The following is an 18,686-nucleotide window of genomic DNA, read 5'->3' on the forward strand; positions in this document are numbered from 1 at the left end:
CCTGATATCCGGGTCATGAACCTTGTCGCGAGCCGGCTATTCTAACCGGCCGTTTGTGAGGATGGCGTAGCGATCGCAGTCACGGGTGTGATCCATGACCATGCCCGAAGCCTGCATCAGCGCGTAGCAGATGGTCGGTCCGACAAAGGTGAAGCCGGCCTTTTTCAATCCTTTGCTCATCGCTTCGGCCTGGGGGGTCACCGCCGGGACTTCGCTGCGATCCTTGAAATGATTGACCCTGGGCACCCCGCCGACGAACGACCAGAGGAACCCCACCGGGTCTTCCAGCGCCATCCAGGCCTGGGCGTTGCGCCGGGCGGCATTGAGTTTCAGCCGGTTGCGGATGATCCCCGGGTCGAGCATCAACGCGTCGATTTGCGCGTCGCTCAACTGCGCCACGCGTTGCACATCGAAGCCGAACAGCACCTGGCGATAACGCTCGCGCTTCTTCAGCACCGTGATCCAGGACAGGCCGGCCTGGAACCCTTCGAGCAATAACAACTCGAACAAGCGCTGTGCATCGCGCAGCGGCACGCCCCACTCCTGGTCGTGGTAAGCCATGTACAGGGGATCTTCGTTGCACCAAAAGCAGCGTGGCATAAGGCTCCAGTGGGCGTGCGCACAACTGAATCGGGTATACTCCCGCTCTTTAAATCGCAGCCCAAGTAACAGGTGAATTTCGTGAGCCAGCCTACGCCAGCCGTGCGTACCTTCCAAGACTTGATCCTCGCCCTCCAGCAATACTGGGCCGAGCAAGGTTGTGTGGTACTTCAGCCCTACGATATGGAAGTAGGCGCCGGCACTTTCCACACCGCTACATTCCTGCGGGCCATTGGCCCGGAAACCTGGAACGCCGCTTATGTGCAGCCCAGTCGTCGCCCGACTGACGGCCGCTACGGCGAAAACCCGAACCGCCTGCAGCACTACTACCAGTTCCAGGTGGTCCTGAAACCGAACCCGGAAAACTTCCAGGAACTGTACCTGGGCTCGCTCAAGCACGTCGGCCTCGACCCGCTGGTGCACGACATTCGTTTCGTCGAAGACAACTGGGAATCGCCGACCCTGGGCGCCTGGGGCCTGGGCTGGGAAGTCTGGCTCAACGGCATGGAAGTGACCCAGTTCACCTACTTCCAGCAGGCGGGCGGCATCGAGTGCTACCCGGTGACCGGCGAGATCACCTACGGCCTGGAGCGCCTGGCCATGTACCTGCAGGGCGTGGATTCAGTGTACGACCTGGTCTGGGCCGACGGCCCGTTCGGCAAGGTCACCTACGGCGACGTGTTCCACCAGAACGAAGTGGAGCAGTCGACCTACAACTTCGAACACGCCAACGTCGAGAAGCTGTTCGAGCTGTTCGATTTCTACGAAAGCGAAGCCAAGCGCCTGATCGAGCTGGATCAGCCGCTGCCGTTGCCGAGCTATGAAATGGTCCTCAAGGCCTCGCACACCTTCAACCTGCTGGATGCCCGTCGCGCCATCTCCGTGACCGCGCGCCAGCAGTACATCCTGCGTGTGCGCACCCTGGCGCGTTCCGTCGCACAAGCCTACCTGCTGGCTCGCGCCAAGCTGGGCTTCCCGATGGCGACCGAGGATTTGCGTGATGAAGTGTTGGCTAAGTTGGAGGCGGCACAATGAGTGCGCAAGATTTTCTGGTTGAACTGGGCACTGAAGAACTGCCACCCAAAGCCCTGAACACCCTGGCCGAAGCCTTCCTGGGCGGTATCGAAAAAGGCCTGCAGGCCGCCGGCCTGAACTTCAAGGCCAAGCATGTATACGCCGCGCCGCGCCGCCTGGCCGTGCTGATCAGCGGCCTGGCCACCCAGCAGCCGGACCGCAGCATCAACCTCGACGGCCCGCCGCGCCAGGCCGCCTTCGACGCCGACGGCAACCCGACCCAGGCCGCCCTGGGCTTCGCCAAGAAATGTGGCGTGGACCTGAGCGAAATCGACCAGAGCGGGCCAAAGCTGCGCTACAGCCAGAGCATCCAGGGCAAGCCGACCGCCAGCCTGCTGCCGACCATCGTCGAAGACTCGCTGAACGACCTGCCGATTCCCAAGCGCATGCGCTGGGCCGCGCGCAAGGAAGAGTTCGTGCGCCCGACCCAATGGCTGGTGATGCTGCTGGGCGATGACGTCATCGACTGCACCATCCTTGCGCAGAAAGCCGGTCGCGACTCCCGCGGCCACCGCTTCCATCACCCGCAAAACGTGCGTATCACCTCGCCGGCCAACTACCTGGCCGACCTGCGCGCCGCCTACGTGCTGGCCGACGCCACCGAGCGTCGCGAGCTGATCAGCAAGCGCACCGAAGAACTGGCGCGCCTGCAGGAAGGCACCGCCATCGTTCCGGCCGACCTGCTGGACGAAGTGACCGCCCTGGTGGAATGGCCGGTGCCGCTGGTGTGCTCGTTCGAGGAGCGTTTCCTCGAAGTGCCGCAAGAAGCCCTGATCACCACCATGCAGGACAACCAGAAGTACTTCTGCCTGCTGGACGTCGACGGCAAGCTGCTGCCGCGTTTCATCACCGTGGCCAACATCGAAAGCAAGGACCCGCGCCAGATCATCGAAGGCAACGAGAAAGTCGTTCGCCCACGCCTGACCGACGCCGAGTTCTTCTTCAAGCAGGACAAGAAGCAGAAGCTCGAAGACTTCAACCAGCGCCTGCAGAACGTGGTGTTCCAGGAGAAGCTGGGCAGCGTCTACGACAAGGCCGAGCGCGTTTCGAAGCTGGCTGCGTTCATTGCCCCGCGCATCGGCGGCGACGCCCAGCGCGCAGCCCGCGCGGGCCTGCTGTCGAAGTGCGACCTGGCCACCGAAATGGTCGGCGAGTTCCCGGAAATGCAAGGTATCGCCGGTTACTACTACGCCCTCAATGACGGTGAGCCGGAAGATGTCGCCCTGGCGCTGAACGAGCAGTACATGCCGCGCGGCGCCGGCGCCGAACTGCCAAGCACCGTCACCGGTGCCGCCGTGGCCATCGCCGACAAGCTCGACACCCTGGTCGGCATCTTCGGCATCGGCATGCTGCCGACCGGCAGCAAGGACCCGTACGCGCTGCGTCGCGCCGCGCTGGGCGTGTTGCGCATCCTGATCGACAAGAAGCTCGACCTGGACCTGACCGAAGCCGTGGCGTTCGCCGTCGGTGCGTTCGGCAGCAAGGTCAAGAACGCGGGCCTCGCCGACCAGGTGCTGGAGTTCATCTTCGACCGCCTGCGCGCGCGTTACGAAGACGAAGGCGTGGATGTCGCCACCTACCTGTCGGTCCGCGCCCTGAAGCCGGGTTCGGCCCTGGACTTCGACCAGCGCGTGCAGGCCGTCCAGGCCTTCCGCAAGCTGCCGGAAGCCGCCGCGCTGGCCGCGGTGAACAAGCGCGTCTCGAACCTGCTGAGCAAGGTCGAAGGCAGCGTGCCGACCACCGTGGAAGCCAAGTACTTCGACAACGCTAACGAGTTCTCCCTGTATTCGGCGATCCAGCAAGCGGACCAGGCCGTACAGCCAATGGCCGCGGCGCGTCAGTACAGCGAGACCCTGGCCCGCCTGGCGGCCCTGCGCGAGCCGGTCGACGCCTTCTTCGAGGCGGTGATGGTCAATGCCGAAGACGCCAAGGTACGGGCCAACCGCTACGCGCTGCTGGCGCGCCTGCGGGGCCTGTTCCTGGGTGTGGCCGACATTTCGGTCCTGAGCTGATTCACGTAAGGAAGTGCTTTTGAAACTGCTGATTCTCGATCGGGATGGCGTGATCAATCACGACTCCGACGCTTACATCAAATCGGTGGCGGAGTGGATTCCGCTCCCCGGCTCGATCGAAGCCATCGCGCAGTTGAGCAAGGCCGGCTGGACGGTAGCGGTCGCTACCAACCAGTCCGGCATCGCTCGCGGCTACTACGATGTCGCCACCCTGGACGCCATGCACGAGCGCCTGCGCACGCTGGTGGCCGAGCAGGGCGGCGAACTCGGCCTTGTCGTCTATTGCCCGCACGGCCCGGACGAAGGCTGCGCCTGCCGCAAACCCAAGCCCGGCATGCTGCAGACCATTGCCCGGCACTACCAGGCGGATCTTGCGGGGCTATGGTTTGTCGGTGACAGTCTCGGTGACCTGGAAGCCGCAAAAGCCGTCGACTCTCAGCCAGTTTTGGTAAAGACCGGGAAAGGCGAAAAGACCCTGGGGAAAACCCTGCCGGTAGGTACCTTGATTTTTGACGACCTGGCGGCTGTTGCCGCTGAACTTATCCACAATTAGAGTTTCTTCTGACATCCTGGCCAAGGACTGTTCGGGAGTGCGCTTTTTTAGAGGCGGGCAGTGCCCGCAACGGTAAACGCCACTATGTCGATCGTGCAGGCAATCAGAACCTTCTTCTTTTACCTGCTGCTGGGCACCAGTTCGTTGCTGTGGTGCTCCCTGAGCTTTTTTATCGCGCCCTTCCTGCCGTTCAAGGCGCGTTATCGCTTTATCAACGTCTACTGGTGCCGCTGCGCGTTGTGGCTGACCAAGGTATTCCTGAACATCCACGTGGAAGTGAAGGGGGCAGAAAACATCCCCGAGCGTCCTTGCGTGATTGTCTCGAACCACCAGAGCACCTGGGAGACGTTCTTTCTCTCGGCCTATTTCGAGCCGCTGAGCCAGGTGCTCAAGCGCGAACTGCTGTACGTGCCGTTCTTCGGCTGGGCCATGGCCATGCTGCGGCCGATCGCCATCGACCGCGACAACCCCAAGGCCGCGCTCAAGCAAGTGGCCAGCAAAGGCGACGAGCTGCTCAAGGATAAAGTCTGGGTGCTGATCTTCCCGGAAGGCACCCGAGTGCCCTATGGCCAGATCGGCAAGTTCTCCCGCAGCGGTAGCGCCCTGGCGGTGAACGCCGATCTGCCGGTGCTGCCGGTGGCGCACAACGCCGGCAAGTTCTGGCCAAAGACGGGTTGGATCAGGCACCCCGGCACCATCACTGTGATGATCGGCGCGCCGATGTACGCCGAAGGCTCCGGCCCCCGCGCCATCGCCGAGCTCAACGACCGGGTCGCGGCCTGGAACGAACAGGCGCAACGGGACATGGGTTCGCTGCCTCCGGTCGCGGTGAAACCGGACCAGCTGGCGAGCTGAAGATCTGTGGATAACCTGTGTACCGTTTTATTGAAAATCGCTATATCGATTTCACAACCTTATGATTTATATACATATTTCATAAAGCCATAAAAGTCCGGAAAACGTGCATAAGTTTTTCGGACGCTCAAGACCGGCCCTTGCGGCCGGTCTTTTTTTTGAGCCGATATTCAGTCTGCGAGCAGGGGCAACTGGAGGCTGAACGTGGTGCCCTGGCCGACCACGCTGCGGCAGAGAATCCGCCCCTCATGCCGGTCGACCACCGCCTTGACCATCGACAAGCCCAGCCCCAGGCCTTCACTGCCCTGGGCCGAGGCGAAGCGCTGGTACTGCACGAACAACTGCGGCAGATCGTCAGCCGCAATGCCTTTGCCCTGGTCACTGATCTCGCAGGTCAGCCAACCCTCCGTACAGGCGACCTGCACCCGCACGGTCGAACCCGCGGGGCTGTACTTGACGGCGTTTTCCAGCAGGTTGAACAACGCCCGGGTCAGCAGCGACTGATCGGCCAGCACCATGCCTTCGGCATCGTCGTCGAGGTCGTGCAGCAGCTGGATGTTTTTCAGTTGGGCAATGGTCATGGCCTGGTCGAAGGCATCCAGTACCAACATGGCGAACATGCTCGGCTGGAACTGATAGGCCTCGGACTCGGCCTTCGCCAGTTGCACGAACGCCTCGGTAAGCCCCAGCGCGCGGCGCACCTGCAGTTCGATCTGGCTGTAGATCCGCATGTCCCCCAGGCCTTGGTGCCGCTGTACGTCGAGCAAGGCGAGGATCGCCGAATGCGGCGCGCGCAGGTCGTGGGACAGGAAGCGCAGCAGCGTCGCCCGCTGCTGTTCGGCATCCCGCTCCAGGCTCAGGTCGGTGAGGCTCAGCAGCCAGCCGATCGGCGTGTCGCTGTCGGTCGGCAGCAGGGGCGCCAGGTCCACGCGCAAGCTGCGCTGTTCGACGTCACGGAATTCCAGGGCCTGCAATTGCGCCAGGGCAGGGCGCTGCCCGTCCTGCAAGCCGGGGTAGCCAAGGGCCGCCAGCTGCTGCACCAGGTCTTCGCCAATCAGGGCGTTGCCGAACACGTCGCGGGCGTTGCGGTTGGCCAGCAGCACGCAGCCGTCCGGATCGCTGATCAGGGTCGCCACCGGCAGGTATTCCAAACCGTCGGCAATGAACCGGCGGGTGTCGCGGGTACGGCTCAGAGCCTGCTCCAGCGCCACGATCTGCCCCTGCAGCACGTCCCCGGCAGGCGCCTGGATACGCCGGCGTTCGGGCAAGACCTTCGGCTCGTGGTCCAGGCGCTCCAGCTCCCAGCCGAAGTAGGCCAGGATCACGCTCAGACGCCGCCAGTTCCAGATCAGGTAAGCCAGCAGCATGCCCAGCAGGCTGGCCACCGGCGGCCACCAGAGGCCCAGGCGCAACAGCCCGGCCGAGCCGAGCAAGGCAACGGCCATGCAGCCGAGGGTCAACCATAAGGCGTGCCGCGGCTGTACCAGGAGCAACCCCAGCAAGGCCGCCACCAGCAACAGCGACAACGCTGCCGCCGGCCATTGCCCCAGGGTCACGATGCTGCGCTGCTGCAACAAGCCGTTGAGCAGGTTGGCCTGGATCTCGATGCCGGGGGTCGTGCCGACGCTGGCCGACTGCGGGGTGACATACCGGTCGCCAAGACCCGGCGCGGTGGTGCCGATCAGGATCAGCCGGTCGCGCAGCAACTGCGGCGGGACTTCGCCACGCAATACGCTGACATAGGGAACGCTGGGAAAACCGGCATGCGGGCTGATGAAGGGGATGCGTATTTCGTTGCTGCGCAGCCAGCCCTGGGCAATCTGCGCCGTGTCCGAACCCGGCATCGACAACGCAGTGCCCGGGTGCGCCTGTTGATAAAGCAGCCAGGCCAATTGCGCCTTGGGCGCCTGCGGCGGACCCTCGCGCAGGTAGACGCTGCGGACTGTGCCATCGGTGTCGGCTTCGGCATTGATATGCCCGACTGCCTTGGCGCACTGGCTCAACGGTTGCACCGGCTCGATTTCGCCCAGGGGCTGGCCGTAGCGGGCCACGCTCTCGCGCAGCAGGGGCAGGAACACCTCGCCGTTGCGGCAGACCGCCTGCGCCAAGCGTTGGTCGTTCTCAGAGATGCTGTCGGGCTCGCTGAAGATCACGTCGAACAACACGCCCTGGACCTTGGCCGCCGTCAGCCGATCCAGCAGGTCGGCGTGCAGGGTGCGCGGCCAGGGCCACTGGCCCAGTTGCTGCAGGCTGTAGTCGTCGATGGTGATCATCAGCAGGCGCGAATCGACCGGCAGCGGGCTGAGCCGCCGCAGGTTGTCGTACAGCAGGTTGTTCAGCGCCAGCCCATGACTCAGCGACAGCAGCGCGGTCAACGGCAGGAGAACCAGGCTGACCCAGGCCCATTCCCGCACCAGACCGCCGAACAGTCGCTGGGCTTGCGTCGGCTCCCTGCCCTCGGGTCGGCGCCAGCGCCTCACCGACACGCCACCGCGCACTTACTGAACACGCGTGGTCCTGGGGTAATAGAAGATGTCATAGACCCCCGTCTCTCCTTCGAGTCCCTGCTCATCGAAAGCAGACAGGCGGACATGATAAAAAAACGCTTCCAGGCCGCTGAAGTTGACTTCCGGCGTGCTGGAAAACTGTTCCTGCTTGATATTGAGGAACGCCTTGTCGGTCGCCACCTGGGCGCGGTAACGCTTGGCGCCCGGCAGAGGTTTCATGATCAGTTGCCAGACCGGCAGATCGCCCCTCTGGCCAGCCTGGCCCATCAGCTGCGGCGCAGGCAACAGATCGACCGGTTTCAGCGGGCCTTCCTTGTGGATACGCAACCCTTGCCGCCCCATGACCTGAACCTCGCCGGCCACCGGCCCTACCGGTTTATCCACAGGGCGTTTCTTGCCCTTGGTCTTTGGCGGTGCTTCGCCGTCTTCACGGTTGACCGCTACCTGGCCGTTGAGCACTTCCACCAACGACTGCTGATCGTCGTTGCGTACCCGGAAGTGCGTACCGCGCACACCCAATACGCCAATCGGCGTAACGATCTGGAAACGGTCGTAATCGCTGGCGCGCTTGATCACATAGGACTCGATCTGGCCCTGCTCGAGCGCGATCTGAGGGATCGCATGCTCTTCGTTCAGGTGCAGGGTGATCTGCGAGCTGGAGGGCAGTACCACCAGCGAGCCATCGCCCAGGGACAAGCTGACAAACGCCGAAGGCGAGGTCTTCACCCCTTCGAGCTCATCGACGCTCATGCCCTCTTCCAGGGGCACCTGGTTGCCTTTGGCATCCAGCTTCCAGGCTTCGCCCGTGAGGTGCTCGACCGTTGCCGGCAGCGGCTGGCCGCGGCATTGCTGGTTGTCATCGATATAAGGAGGACGCTTGGGCGCCGCAATGGCAGCCTGCGCGGTGGTAAAGGCCATGGCGCTGCCGAGAAGAAACGACGCGAGCAGGGCCCGGTGGCGGATGTGCAAAGAGGTCATGGGTTCATTCGGTCCGTAGTCGCGCTCTTCTGAAGTCCGTGCCATTAGAACTGCATTATTAGCGTTCTGACCATACCTCTCGAGCAAGGCGGCCAGTGTCATTTCCTGCCAGGGACAAACAGCACAACCGCTCAAGAGCGGCTGTGCTGTCTGGCGCGATGATCGGCCGGATGCACTCGACGCATCCAGCCGCTCCGGTCAGTCCCGCTCGCTGGAGATCAAGCGATAGGCCAGCGCGCCCAGGCCGGCGCCCAGCAGAGGCGCAACCCAGAACAGCCACAGCTGGGACACCGCCCACTCGCCGGCGAAGAAGGCCACCGCGGTGCTGCGAGCCGGGTTGACCGAGGTATTGGTGACGGGAATGCTGATCAGGTGGATCAGGGTCAGCGTCAGGCCAATGGCGATCGGTGCGAAGCCGGCGGATGCGCGCTTGGCGGTGGCGCCCAGGATGATCAACAGGAACATCGCGGTGAGCACGACCTCGGTCAGCAGCGCGGCGAACATCGAGTAACCGCCCGGGGAGTGTTCGCCATAACCGTTGGCCGCGAAGCCCGCCGAAGCATCGAACCCGGTCTTGCCGGAAGCGATCAGGAACAATACGCCGCCAGCGGCCAGGCCACCGAGCACCTGGGCGACGATGTAAGGCAGCAGCCGGCTAGCGGGAAAGCGCCCGCCCAACCACAGGCCAACCGAAACCGCGGGGTTGAAGTGTCCACCGGAAATCGGGCCCACGGCGTACGCCATGGTCAGGACACTCAGGCCAAAGGCCAGGGCCACCCCCAGGTAACCGATCCCGAACTGTGGAACGCCGGCCGCCAGCACGGCGCTCCCGCATCCGCCCAGGACCAACCAGAACGTACCGAAAAATTCAGCGCCGAATGTCTTCATCAGAGATTTTCACCGATAGAAAATGAGGAGTTGTTTGTTGGTTGGCGACGCATGGGGCCGCGCGGGAGAGGAGGGATGACACATCCCTGTGTCGAAGCATTACGTCCTGAGGAGGCACTCCCTGTATTCCCCTGTACTGCAAGCCGCGGACGAACCCCGACCTGACGCCCGCCAATCCGGCGGATGACACTCCCTGTGTCGGAGCAATTCCGGTTGCCCCCTGTGTGCCACTCAGCAACTGCGAATTTACCGGCACGCCGTGGGGGCCGGGCCGATTTGCAATATTTGTTCAGAATTGTCTGATCTAGAACACCCAACGCTGCTGCTCCTGGTGCACGACAGGCTGTGCCATCTGTGGAGCAGCGATCGGCGCGAATCCCTGGGAGTCGCTGAAGCCGATGGGCGTCACGGATGGGCTGAAATAGCGCTGCACCGGCAAGGCATAGTCCGAAGACGGCAGCGCGGGTTGTTCCGCGGTCGCCCCCAGGCCCAGGCCCAAGCAAACCGCGAGCATCAGTGTGGCAAATCGAGCCAGGCCCGGCGCATGCGCAATACGTGCGACCAGCAACCGCCCCCTCCCCAGCATCTTCCCCATAGTCCTTTTCCTTGCACGTTCGAGCCGGTATCGTTCTGCAACGCATGCAGGCCGCGACAGTGCTCCTGTCGGCTACCGGCCATATGACATCAGCGTACCGAGCAACGGTATGAGTCGGAGCAATTCGCCACAATTGTTCAGATTCCTCCGAACGGCCTAAACTCAGCGCCATAAAGGCCTCAAGAAAAAGCCATCAGCACTCTCTCGTGATAGAAGGAACTGCCCCGCATGCGTGTCGCAATACTGGATGACGAGCCCGCCGAACTGGCGCGGGTGGAACAGACACTGCGACAGATCCCTGCCTCTGGGGAGCAGCCATGGACGCTGCACAGCTTCGAGCGCGGCGAAGACCTGCTGCGACAGTTGCGGCGCGAAACCTTCGACCTGCTGATTCTCGACTGGCAGTTGCCGGACCTCAGCGGCCTGTCATTGCTACGCTGGACCCGCGAGCACATGGAAGCGCCGCCAGCGGCCATCATGCTCACCAGTCGCGATGCCGAGAGCGATATCGTCCAGGCGCTCAACACCGGTGCCGACGACTATGTGAGCAAACCCTTCCGTCCCAACGAGCTCAAGGCCCGGGTGACCGCGGTCCTGCGCCGCCATGGCTTGCAGCGCTCGGCGGCGGTCGAGGTGCAAACCTTCAACGACCTGGTCTTCGACGATGCCGAGTTGACCGTAACCCGCGCCGGCAGCCCGATCAGCCTCACCGAACGCGAGTACCGCCTGGCCCGCTGCCTGTTCGCCAATCTTGGCCGTCCGTTGTCCCGGGAATACCTCTACGAGCGTTTCTGGACCCACGAGGAAATCGTCTCTTCGCGTCCGCTGGACACGCACATCTACCGCTTGCGCAACAAGCTGGGGCTGACCGCGGATCGTGGCTGGCAATTGCTGACCATCTACGGCTACGGCTATCGCCTGGAAAGCGTGACGGGCGCGACGGAGTAGGGCAATCGCGCGTCGGCTGATACACCGCTATCGCGAGCAAGCTCGCTCCTACCGATAAACAAAAAGGCCGCGATCGTGAGATCGCGGCCTTTTTGTTTCGGCGATACAACCCGGATCAGAAGTCCAGGTTGGAGACCGCCAGGGCGTTGCTTTCGATGAAGTCGCGACGAGGCTCGACCGCATCACCCATCAAGGTGTTGAAGATCTGGTCGGCGCCGATGGCGTCTTCGATGGTGACCTTGAGCATGCGGCGCACGGTTGGGTCCATGGTGGTTTCCCACAGCTGGTCAGGGTTCATCTCGCCCAGACCTTTGTATCGCTGGATGGTGTGGCGCTTGGTGCTTTCAGTCATCAGCCAGTCCAGGGCTTCCTTGAACTCGGTCACCGACTTCTTGCGCTCGCCGCGCTGAACATAGGCGCCTTCGTCCAGCAGGGTGCTCAGTTGCGCCCCGAGGGAAACGACGGTCTTGTAGTCGTTGCTGCCGAAGAAGTCGCGGTTGAAGGTGACGTAGCTCGACAGGCCGTGGGAAATCAGTTCGACCTCCGGCAGCCAGACGTTACGCTCGCGGTCTTCGCGCAGGCTGGCCTTGTACACCAGGCCGGATTTCTCGACGTTACGCAGACGGGCTTCGAACTTGCCCAGCCACTCCTGCATGGCCGCGTGATCGGACAACTGCTCCAGCGTCACCGCCGGCAGGTAGATGAAGTGCTCGGTCAACTCCTGAGGGTACAGGCGCGATAGACGCTTGAGGGTCTTCATCACCATGCGGAAGTCGTTCACCAGGCGCTCCAGCGCCTCGCCGGAAATGCCCGGGGCGTCTTCGTTCAAGTGCAGGCTCGCATCTTCCAGGGCCGATTGCGTCATGTACTCTTCCATGGCGTCGTCGTCTTTGATGTATTGCTCTTGCTTGCCTTTCTTGACCTTGTACAACGGTGGTTGAGCGATATAGATGTAGCCACGCTCGATCAGCTCCGGCAGCTGACGGAAGAAGAACGTCAGCAGCAGGGTACGGATGTGCGAACCGTCGACGTCGGCGTCGGTCATGATGATGATGTTGTGATAACGCAGCTTCTCGATGTTGTACTCTTCGCGACCGATGCCGCAGCCGAGTGCAGTGATCAAGGTGCCGACCTCTTGCGAGGAGATCATCTTGTCGAAACGCGCTTTCTCGACGTTAAGGATCTTGCCCTTGAGCGGCAGGATCGCCTGGGTCTTGCGGTTGCGTCCCTGCTTGGCGGAGCCGCCAGCAGAGTCACCTTCCACCAGGTACAGTTCGGAGAGGGCAGGGTCCTTCTCCTGGCAGTCCGCCAGTTTGCCCGGCAGGCCAGCGATATCCAGCGCGCCTTTGCGACGGGTCATTTCACGGGCTTTACGCGCCGCTTCACGAGCCCGGGCGGCGTCGAGCATCTTGCCGACCACCAGCTTGGCTTCGTTCGGGTTTTCCAGCAGGAAGTCGGAGAAGTACTTGCCCATTTCCTGTTCGACCGCGGTCTTCACTTCGGAAGACACCAGCTTGTCTTTGGTCTGGGAGCTGAACTTCGGATCCGGCACTTTGACCGAAATGATCGCGGTCAGGCCTTCGCGGGCATCGTCACCGGTGGTGGCGACCTTGTGCTTCTTCGCCAGACCTTCCTGCTCGATGTAGTTGTTCAGGTTACGCGTCAGCGCCGAACGGAAGCCCACCAGGTGGGTACCGCCGTCGCGCTGCGGAATATTGTTGGTAAAGCACTGCAGGTTTTCGTTGAAACTGTCGTTCCATTGCAGGGCGATTTCCACGCCAATGCCATCTTCGCGCTGGATGTTGAAGTGGAACACCTGGTTGACCGCGGTCTTGTTGGTGTTCAGGTATTCAACGAACGCACGCAGGCCGCCTTCGTACTTGAACAGTTCTTCCTTGCCGCTGCGCTCGTCCTTGAGGACGATGCCGACACCGGAGTTGAGGAAGGACAGTTCACGAATCCGCTTGGCCAGGATGTCCCAGCTGAAATGGATATTCTTGAAGGTCTCGCCGGAAGCCTTGAAGTGGATCTGGGTACCGGTGGTTTCGCTGTCGCCAACAATAGCCATGGGCGCCTGAGGCACGCCATGAACGTAGGTCTGTTCCCAGATCTTGCCGCTACGGCGCACGGTGAGGATAAGCTCCTCGGACAGCGCGTTCACTACCGACACACCTACGCCGTGCAGGCCGCCGGATACTTTGTAGGAGTTGTCGTCGAACTTACCGCCGGCGTGCAGCACGGTCATGATGACCTCGGCCGCGGAAACGCCTTCTTCCTTGTGCACATCGACCGGGATGCCGCGACCGTTGTCACGCACGGTAATGGATTCGTCCGGGTGGATGGTGATGCTGATGTCGTCGCAATGGCCGGCCAGAGCTTCGTCGATCGAGTTATCGACCACCTCGAACACCATGTGGTGCAGACCACTGCCATCGTCGGTGTCACCAATGTACATACCGGGACGTTTGCGTACGGCATCCAAACCTTTCAGCACTTTAATGCTGCTCGAGTCGTACGTGTTTTCTTCGCTCATGCCTTCACTCCCGATGGTCGTGGGTCTGGGTGATACGGCCCTGTTCCACGTGGAACAGAGCGACTGGCGTTTCCGTCTGCCAGCCTTCCCTCAATAATTCGTGGTCTACACAGGTGATAAACACCTGGCAGCGTAAGTCTTCCAACAAGCGACAAAGTGCGCGGCGATGCTGCTCGTCCAACTCGGACGGCAAGTCGTCCACCAGATAAATACACTGACCGCGCCGGGCCTGGCTGACCAGGTGTCCCTGGGCGATCCGCAAGGCACAGACCACCAACTTCTGCTGACCGCGGGACAAAATATCCGCCGCGTTATGTGCACCCAATCTGAGGCGCAAATCAGCACGTTGGGGACCAGCCTGGGTATGACCCATTTGCTGATCACGATGGAGGGAAGCGGCGAGCACTGCACTGAGCTCTCGCTCTTTATCCCAACCACGGTAATAGCTAAGCGTTAAGCCCTCGAGCGCTACCAGTTCGCTCAAGGTCTGCTCAAAGACTGGTTTCAAGGCTTTGATGTAAGCGCGGCGGTATTCATCGATTTCAGCGCTGGCCTGACACAGTTCCCTGTCCCAGGCTGCTTGCGAAGCGGCGTCAAGTGTACCATGCCGCAGCCATGAGTTTCGCTGCCGCAGGGCCTTCTGCAAGCGCTGCCAGGTTGACATGAAGCGGGGTTCCACGTGGAACACGCCCCAATCCAGAAACTGCCGCCTGATTTTCGGGGCGCCTTCCAACAGGCGGAAGCTGTCCGGGTTGATCAACTGCAAAGGCAGGATTTCCGCCAACTGCGCCGCGCTGCGAGCGTTCTGCCCATCGATGCGGATCTGAAACTCGCCCTGGCGGTCGCGCGATATCCCCAGGTTGCTGTGCCCGCCTTCCGCCAGCTCAACCTGGCCAAACACCGTGCACGCCAGCTGTTCGTACTGGATCACCGGCAACAAACGGGCACTGCGAAACGAGCGAGCAAGCCCCAGCAAGTGGATGGCTTCCAGCACGCTGGTCTTGCCACTGCCGTTGGCGCCGTAGAGGAGGTTGATGCGGGGGGAGGGGGAGAAGGTCACCGGGTGCAGATTGCGCACCGCGGTGACCGAGACGCGACTGAGGGACATCTAGCTTCTGCTGGACATGATTACAGGCGCATCGGCATGACAACGTAGGCCGAGTCGTCGTTATCGGACTCCTGAACCAGCGCGCTGCTGTTGGAGTCGGACAGGATCAGGCGGACCTGTTCGGTGGTCATCACGCCCAGCACGTCAAGCAGGTAGCTCACGTTGAAGCCGATCTCCAGCGAACCGCCGTTGTATTCCACGCCGACTTCTTCTTCCGCTTCTTCCTGCTCCGGGTTGTTCGCCTGGATTTTCAGCTGACCGTTGGCCAGTTGCAGACGGATGCCGCGGTACTTCTCGTTGGACAGGATCGCGGTACGGCTGAACGCTTCGCGCAGCGCCTGGCGGTCGCCCAGTACCAGCTTGTCGCCACCTTTAGGCAGTACGCGCTCGTAGTCCGGGAACTTGCCGTCGACCAGCTTGGAAGTGAAGGTGAATTCGCCGGTGGTCGCGCGGATGTGGTGCTGGCCCAGCACGATGCTGACGTTGCCGTCCGGCTCGGTGAGCAGGCGGGCGAGTTCCAGGATGCCTTTGCGCGGCACGATGACCTGGTGGCGATCCGGCTGACCGATATCGGCCTGCATGGAGCACATGGCCAAGCGGTGACCGTCGGTGGCCACGGCGCGGATAATACCGGCGGAGACTTCCAGCAGCATGCCGTTGAGGTAGTAGCGCACGTCCTGCTGGGCCATGGCGAAGCTGGTGCGTTCGATCAGGCGACGCAGCTTGCTCTGCTCAAGGCTGCAGGTCAGCGAGCCCGGGCCTTCTTCCACCGTCGGGAAATCGTTGGCCGGCAGGGTGGACAGGGTAAAACGGCTACGGCCGGCCTTGACCACCAGCTTCTGCTCGTCGACCTTGATGTCGATCAGCGCGTCGTTCGGCAGGCTCTTGCAGATGTCCATCAGCTTGCGCGCCGGAACAGTGATTTCGCCCGGTTCCGCCGGCTCTTCCAGCTGTACGCGACCGACCAGCTCGACTTCCAGGTCGGTACCGGTCAGAGACAGCTGCTGGCCTTCGACGACCAACAGCACGTTGGAAAGTACCGGCAAGGTCTGACGGCGTTCGACGACGCCGGCGACCAGTTGCAGGGGTTTCAACAGGGCTTCGCGTTGAATGGTGAAATGCATGGTCTAGTCCCTTGCCTTAATAAGCTGCGCTGGAGTCATCACGTGGTCAGAGTACGCAGCAGGTTCTTGTAGTCCTCGCGGATGTCCGCGTCGGATTCCTTAAGTTCGTTGATCTTGCGGCATGCATGCAAGACCGTGGTGTGGTCACGGCCGCCGAAGACATCGCCGATTTCCGGCAGGCTGTGGTTGGTCAGTTCCTTGGACAAGGCCATGGCCACCTGGCGCGGCCGCGCGACAGAACGCGAGCGGCGCTTGGACAGCAGATCGGAGATCTTGATCTTGTAGTACTCGGCGACGGTGCGCTGAATGTTATCCACAGAGACCAGCTTGTCCTGCAGGGCCAACAGGTCTTTCAGCGATTCGCGAATCAGCTCGATGGTGATATCGCGCCCCATGAAGTGCGAGTGAGCGATGACCCGCTTGAGCGCACCCTCCAGCTCACGCACGTTGGAGCGAATCCGCTGGGCAATGAAGAACGCCGCATCGTGGGGCAGTTCAACCTTGGCCTGGTCGGCCTTCTTCATCAGGATCGCGACCCGGGTTTCCAGCTCCGGCGGCTCTACCGCCACGGTCAGGCCCCAGCCGAAGCGCGACTTCAGGCGTTCTTCCAGGCCTTCGATCTCCTTCGGATAACGGTCGCTGGTGAGAATCACCTGTTGGCCGCCTTCGAGCAGGGCGTTGAAGGTGTGGAAGAACTCTTCCTGGGAACGCTCCTTGCGGGCGAAGAACTGAATATCGTCGATCAGCAGGGCATCCACCGAACGATAGAAACGCTTGAATTCGTTGATCGCGTTGAGTTGCAGCGCCTTGACCATGTCAGCCACGAAACGCTCGGAATGCAGGTACACGACCTTGGCATTCGGGTTCTTCTTTAATAGATGGTTACCCACAGCGTGCATCAAGTGCGTCTTACCCAAGCCAACGCCGCCATAAAGGAAGAGCGGGTTGTAACCGTGCTTGGGGTTGTCGGCTACCTGCCAGGCCGCGGCGCGGGCCAGCTGGTTGGACTTGCCTTCCACAAAGTTTTCGAAGGTGAAGGTGCGGTTCAGATAACTGGTGTGCTTGAGCGCGCCTTCTACCTGCACGGTGCGCTGTTCGGCACGCACTGGAGCCTGCTGCGAGCTGGCGCCCGCCATCGGATCGAAGCTGTCACGAGAGGGTTCTTCGCTGACTTCGGCGACTTTCTGAGCCGCAGGCTTTGCCGGGGCGACCGGCGCCGGAGCACTGACCGGAGCTGCCGCGGCGGCCTGCTGGGCTTGAGAGGCAGCGGCGGCCAACGGCGCATTGGGCGCAGCACGAGGGGCGGAACTGCGTTTGCTGCCTATTAATAAGGAAAGCGCCGGAGTCATGCCATTGCCATGCTCATCCAGCAGTTCGAGCACACGGCCCAGGTACTTTTCGTTGACCCAATCGAGAACAAAACGATTCGGTGCGTATACACGCAACTCGTCGCCTTCGGCTTCGACCTGTAGCGGACGGATCCAAGTGTTGAATTGCTGGGCAGGCAGCTCATCACGCAGAAGCTCCACGCACTGCTGCCAAAGTTCCACTGACACGGATATCCCCTAAGTCGAAAGCCGGTGAGGCAAAAACAAGCCGACATTGTAGCGAGCAGACGCCCACTTATCCACATGTAGGTTCATCACAGAGCACTATGAATCAACGCTTTATCCTGAAAAAACACGACCAATGGTATGTGCATAAGCTCTGTGGATAACCCCACTTAAGGGCATTGCACAACTGGGGGTTGAAATCAGTGGATAACCCGCCTGTGGATAACTGACCTTTTCACCCACAGCTTTTCCGCGGGTGCGGCACAGGCAGAGCACCGCTTCTCGACAGTGTTGTCATTCTCTGTACATCACGATTTATAAGGCTTTAAGCTGGTTATCCACAGAAGGATGCTGCCCTAGCCTTTATAAGCTTTACAGAAAAGCTTTAAATAATTCCCTTCTTTATTTTTATCTTTGGCCAGACCTGTTTGTATTTGCCGGGCGGACATACCCAGATAAAGGAAAAGCTGGTTGGAAATTGACCTAGAGGCTTGCTTTCTCTAGAATCGCCGATCTCTTAAAACGGGGGCCATTCCGGCCCGTTGTGGACGAACCAGGTAACACGACATGAAACGTACTTTCCAACCAAGCACTATCAAACGCGCTCGTACCCACGGTTTCCGTGCTCGCATGGCTACCAAGAACGGCCGTGCCGTCCTGTCGCGCCGTCGCGCCAAAGGTCGTGCGCGTCTGGCAGTTTGATACTCCGGCACTGGAGGTGAGTCAGGACTTCAGTCGGGAAAAGCGTCTGCTTACTCCCCGGCATTTCAAGGCAGTCTTTGACTCCCCTACCGGCAAGGTTCCGGGGAAAAATCTCCTGCTCCTTGCGCGCAACAACGATCTGGATCATCCCCGTCTGGGGCTGGTTATCGGCAAAAAGAGCGTCAAGCTCTCCGTTGAGCGCAATCGTCTCAAACGTCTTATGCGCGAATCGTTTCGCCTGCACCAGGATTCTCTGGTCGGCTGGGACATCGTTATCGTCGCGCGCAAAGGTTTGGGCGATGTAGAAAACCCCGAATTGATTCAGCATTTCGGCAAACTCTGGAAGCGTCTGGCCCGTAACAAGCCGGCATCAGCAGTTCAAACCGAAACTGTAGGGGTAGACAGTCCCAATGCGTAAACTGGCCCTCGTTCCGATCCAGTTTTATCGCTACGCCATTAGTCCTCTGATGGCCAGTCACTGTCGTTTCTACCCCAGTTGTTCCTGCTACGCGTATGAAGCCATCGAAAATCATGGCCTTCTGCGCGGAGGCTGGCTGACCTTTCGTCGTTTAGGTCGCTGTCATCCGTGGAATCCCGGTGGTTATGACCCGGTTCCACCTATCCCTACCTCCCGTTCTTCTTCGATGGCCGAGTAA

General features: G+C 61.3%; 17 protein-coding genes. 8 read left to right on the plus strand and 9 right to left on the minus strand.

Features of this window, described 5'->3' with window-relative positions; genetic code table 11:
• Positions 1-36: 36 nt before the first annotated feature.
• The gene (locus tag BTN82_RS27835; protein WP_075122231.1) at positions 37-600 is read right to left on the minus strand and encodes a DNA-3-methyladenine glycosylase I; all 564 of its coding nucleotides are present in this window, start codon (positions 598-600) and stop codon (positions 37-39) included.
• An 81-nt stretch (positions 601-681) separates the two neighbouring features.
• Here BTN82_RS27835 and glyQ point away from each other — a divergent pair, with 81 nt between their 5' ends.
• From glyQ to BTN82_RS27855, 4 genes are all read left to right on the plus strand, one after another.
• Complete coding sequence (glyQ, locus tag BTN82_RS27840) at positions 682-1,635, plus strand: glycine--tRNA ligase subunit alpha (RefSeq protein WP_062824136.1); 954 nt, start codon at positions 682-684, stop codon at positions 1,633-1,635.
• Positions 1,632-3,686, plus strand: a complete 2,055-nt coding sequence (gene glyS / locus BTN82_RS27845) for a glycine--tRNA ligase subunit beta (protein WP_075122232.1) — start codon at positions 1,632-1,634, stop codon at positions 3,684-3,686. The genes glyQ and glyS overlap by 4 nt, the downstream gene beginning before the upstream one ends.
• 13 nt (positions 3,687-3,699) lie before the next feature.
• Positions 3,700-4,239, plus strand: coding sequence for a D-glycero-beta-D-manno-heptose 1,7-bisphosphate 7-phosphatase (gmhB, locus tag BTN82_RS27850; RefSeq protein ID WP_186828462.1), 540 nt, complete (start codon positions 3,700-3,702; stop codon positions 4,237-4,239).
• A gap of 84 nt (positions 4,240-4,323) precedes the next feature.
• The gene (locus BTN82_RS27855) at positions 4,324-5,094 is read left to right on the plus strand and encodes a lysophospholipid acyltransferase family protein (protein ID WP_075122234.1); all 771 of its coding nucleotides are present in this window, start codon (positions 4,324-4,326) and stop codon (positions 5,092-5,094) included.
• 170 nt (positions 5,095-5,264) lie between these two features.
• Here BTN82_RS27855 and BTN82_RS27860 read toward each other — a convergent pair whose 3' ends face one another.
• The 4 genes from BTN82_RS27860 to BTN82_RS27875 all read right to left on the minus strand — a co-directional run bounded on the left by BTN82_RS27860 (position 5,265) and on the right by BTN82_RS27875 (position 10,062).
• Positions 5,265-7,580, minus strand: coding sequence for a CHASE2 domain-containing protein (locus BTN82_RS27860; protein ID WP_075122281.1), 2,316 nt, complete (start codon positions 7,578-7,580; stop codon positions 5,265-5,267).
• A gap of 12 nt (positions 7,581-7,592) precedes the next feature.
• Positions 7,593-8,579, minus strand: a complete 987-nt coding sequence (locus tag BTN82_RS27865) for a FecR domain-containing protein (protein WP_075122235.1) — start codon at positions 8,577-8,579, stop codon at positions 7,593-7,595.
• Positions 8,580-8,777: 198 nt separating this feature from the next.
• Positions 8,778-9,467 carry an aquaporin Z gene (gene aqpZ, locus BTN82_RS27870; protein WP_075122236.1) on the minus strand — a complete coding sequence of 230 codons (690 nt, stop codon included), beginning with the start codon at positions 9,465-9,467 and terminating at the stop codon, positions 8,778-8,780.
• A gap of 304 nt (positions 9,468-9,771) precedes the next feature.
• Positions 9,772-10,062: a hypothetical protein gene (locus BTN82_RS27875; RefSeq protein ID WP_075122237.1), complete on the minus strand. Its 291-nt coding sequence runs from the start codon at positions 10,060-10,062 to the stop codon at positions 9,772-9,774.
• A 228-nt stretch (positions 10,063-10,290) separates the two neighbouring features.
• On the opposite strand from BTN82_RS27875, the gene BTN82_RS27880 reads away from it, so the two are divergent.
• The gene (locus BTN82_RS27880; protein ID WP_075122238.1) at positions 10,291-11,010 is read left to right on the plus strand and encodes a response regulator transcription factor; all 720 of its coding nucleotides are present in this window, start codon (positions 10,291-10,293) and stop codon (positions 11,008-11,010) included.
• Between the two features lie 115 nt (positions 11,011-11,125).
• On the opposite strand, the gene gyrB is transcribed toward BTN82_RS27880, so the two are convergent.
• The 4 genes from gyrB to dnaA are packed head-to-tail and all read right to left on the minus strand — an operon-like array spanning position 11,126 to position 17,331.
• Positions 11,126-13,543, minus strand: a complete 2,418-nt coding sequence (gene gyrB, locus BTN82_RS27885) for a DNA topoisomerase (ATP-hydrolyzing) subunit B (RefSeq protein ID WP_075122239.1) — start codon at positions 13,541-13,543, stop codon at positions 11,126-11,128.
• Positions 13,544-13,547: 4 nt separating this feature from the next.
• On the minus strand, positions 13,548-14,651 hold the full coding sequence (gene recF / locus BTN82_RS27890; RefSeq protein WP_075122240.1) for a DNA replication/repair protein RecF: 1,104 nt from the start codon (positions 14,649-14,651) through the stop codon (positions 13,548-13,550).
• A 20-nt stretch (positions 14,652-14,671) separates the two neighbouring features.
• A complete protein-coding gene (gene dnaN / locus BTN82_RS27895) occupies positions 14,672-15,775 on the minus strand; it encodes a DNA polymerase III subunit beta (RefSeq protein WP_044460382.1) in 1,104 nt (367 codons plus the stop codon).
• Between the two features lie 38 nt (positions 15,776-15,813).
• Positions 15,814-17,331: a chromosomal replication initiator protein DnaA gene (gene dnaA, locus BTN82_RS27900; RefSeq protein ID WP_075122241.1), complete on the minus strand. Its 1,518-nt coding sequence runs from the start codon at positions 17,329-17,331 to the stop codon at positions 15,814-15,816.
• Between the two features lie 564 nt (positions 17,332-17,895).
• On the opposite strand from dnaA, the gene rpmH reads away from it, so the two are divergent.
• Genes rpmH through yidD form a run of 3 tightly spaced genes read left to right on the plus strand, consistent with a single transcriptional unit; the run spans position 17,896 to position 18,686 of the window.
• The gene (gene rpmH, locus BTN82_RS27905; RefSeq protein WP_003213577.1) at positions 17,896-18,030 is read left to right on the plus strand and encodes a 50S ribosomal protein L34; all 135 of its coding nucleotides are present in this window, start codon (positions 17,896-17,898) and stop codon (positions 18,028-18,030) included.
• Between the two features lie 16 nt (positions 18,031-18,046).
• Positions 18,047-18,448 (plus strand): ribonuclease P protein component, encoded by a 402-nt coding sequence (gene rnpA / locus BTN82_RS27910; protein ID WP_222610228.1) that lies wholly within the window; start codon positions 18,047-18,049, stop codon positions 18,446-18,448.
• Positions 18,441-18,686 (plus strand): membrane protein insertion efficiency factor YidD, encoded by a 246-nt coding sequence (gene yidD / locus BTN82_RS27915; protein ID WP_010465488.1) that lies wholly within the window; start codon positions 18,441-18,443, stop codon positions 18,684-18,686. The genes rnpA and yidD overlap by 8 nt, the downstream gene beginning before the upstream one ends.

The organism is Pseudomonas chlororaphis (genome assembly GCF_001921865.1).
Lineage (GTDB): Bacteria > Pseudomonadota > Gammaproteobacteria > Pseudomonadales > Pseudomonadaceae > Aquipseudomonas > Aquipseudomonas chlororaphis_D.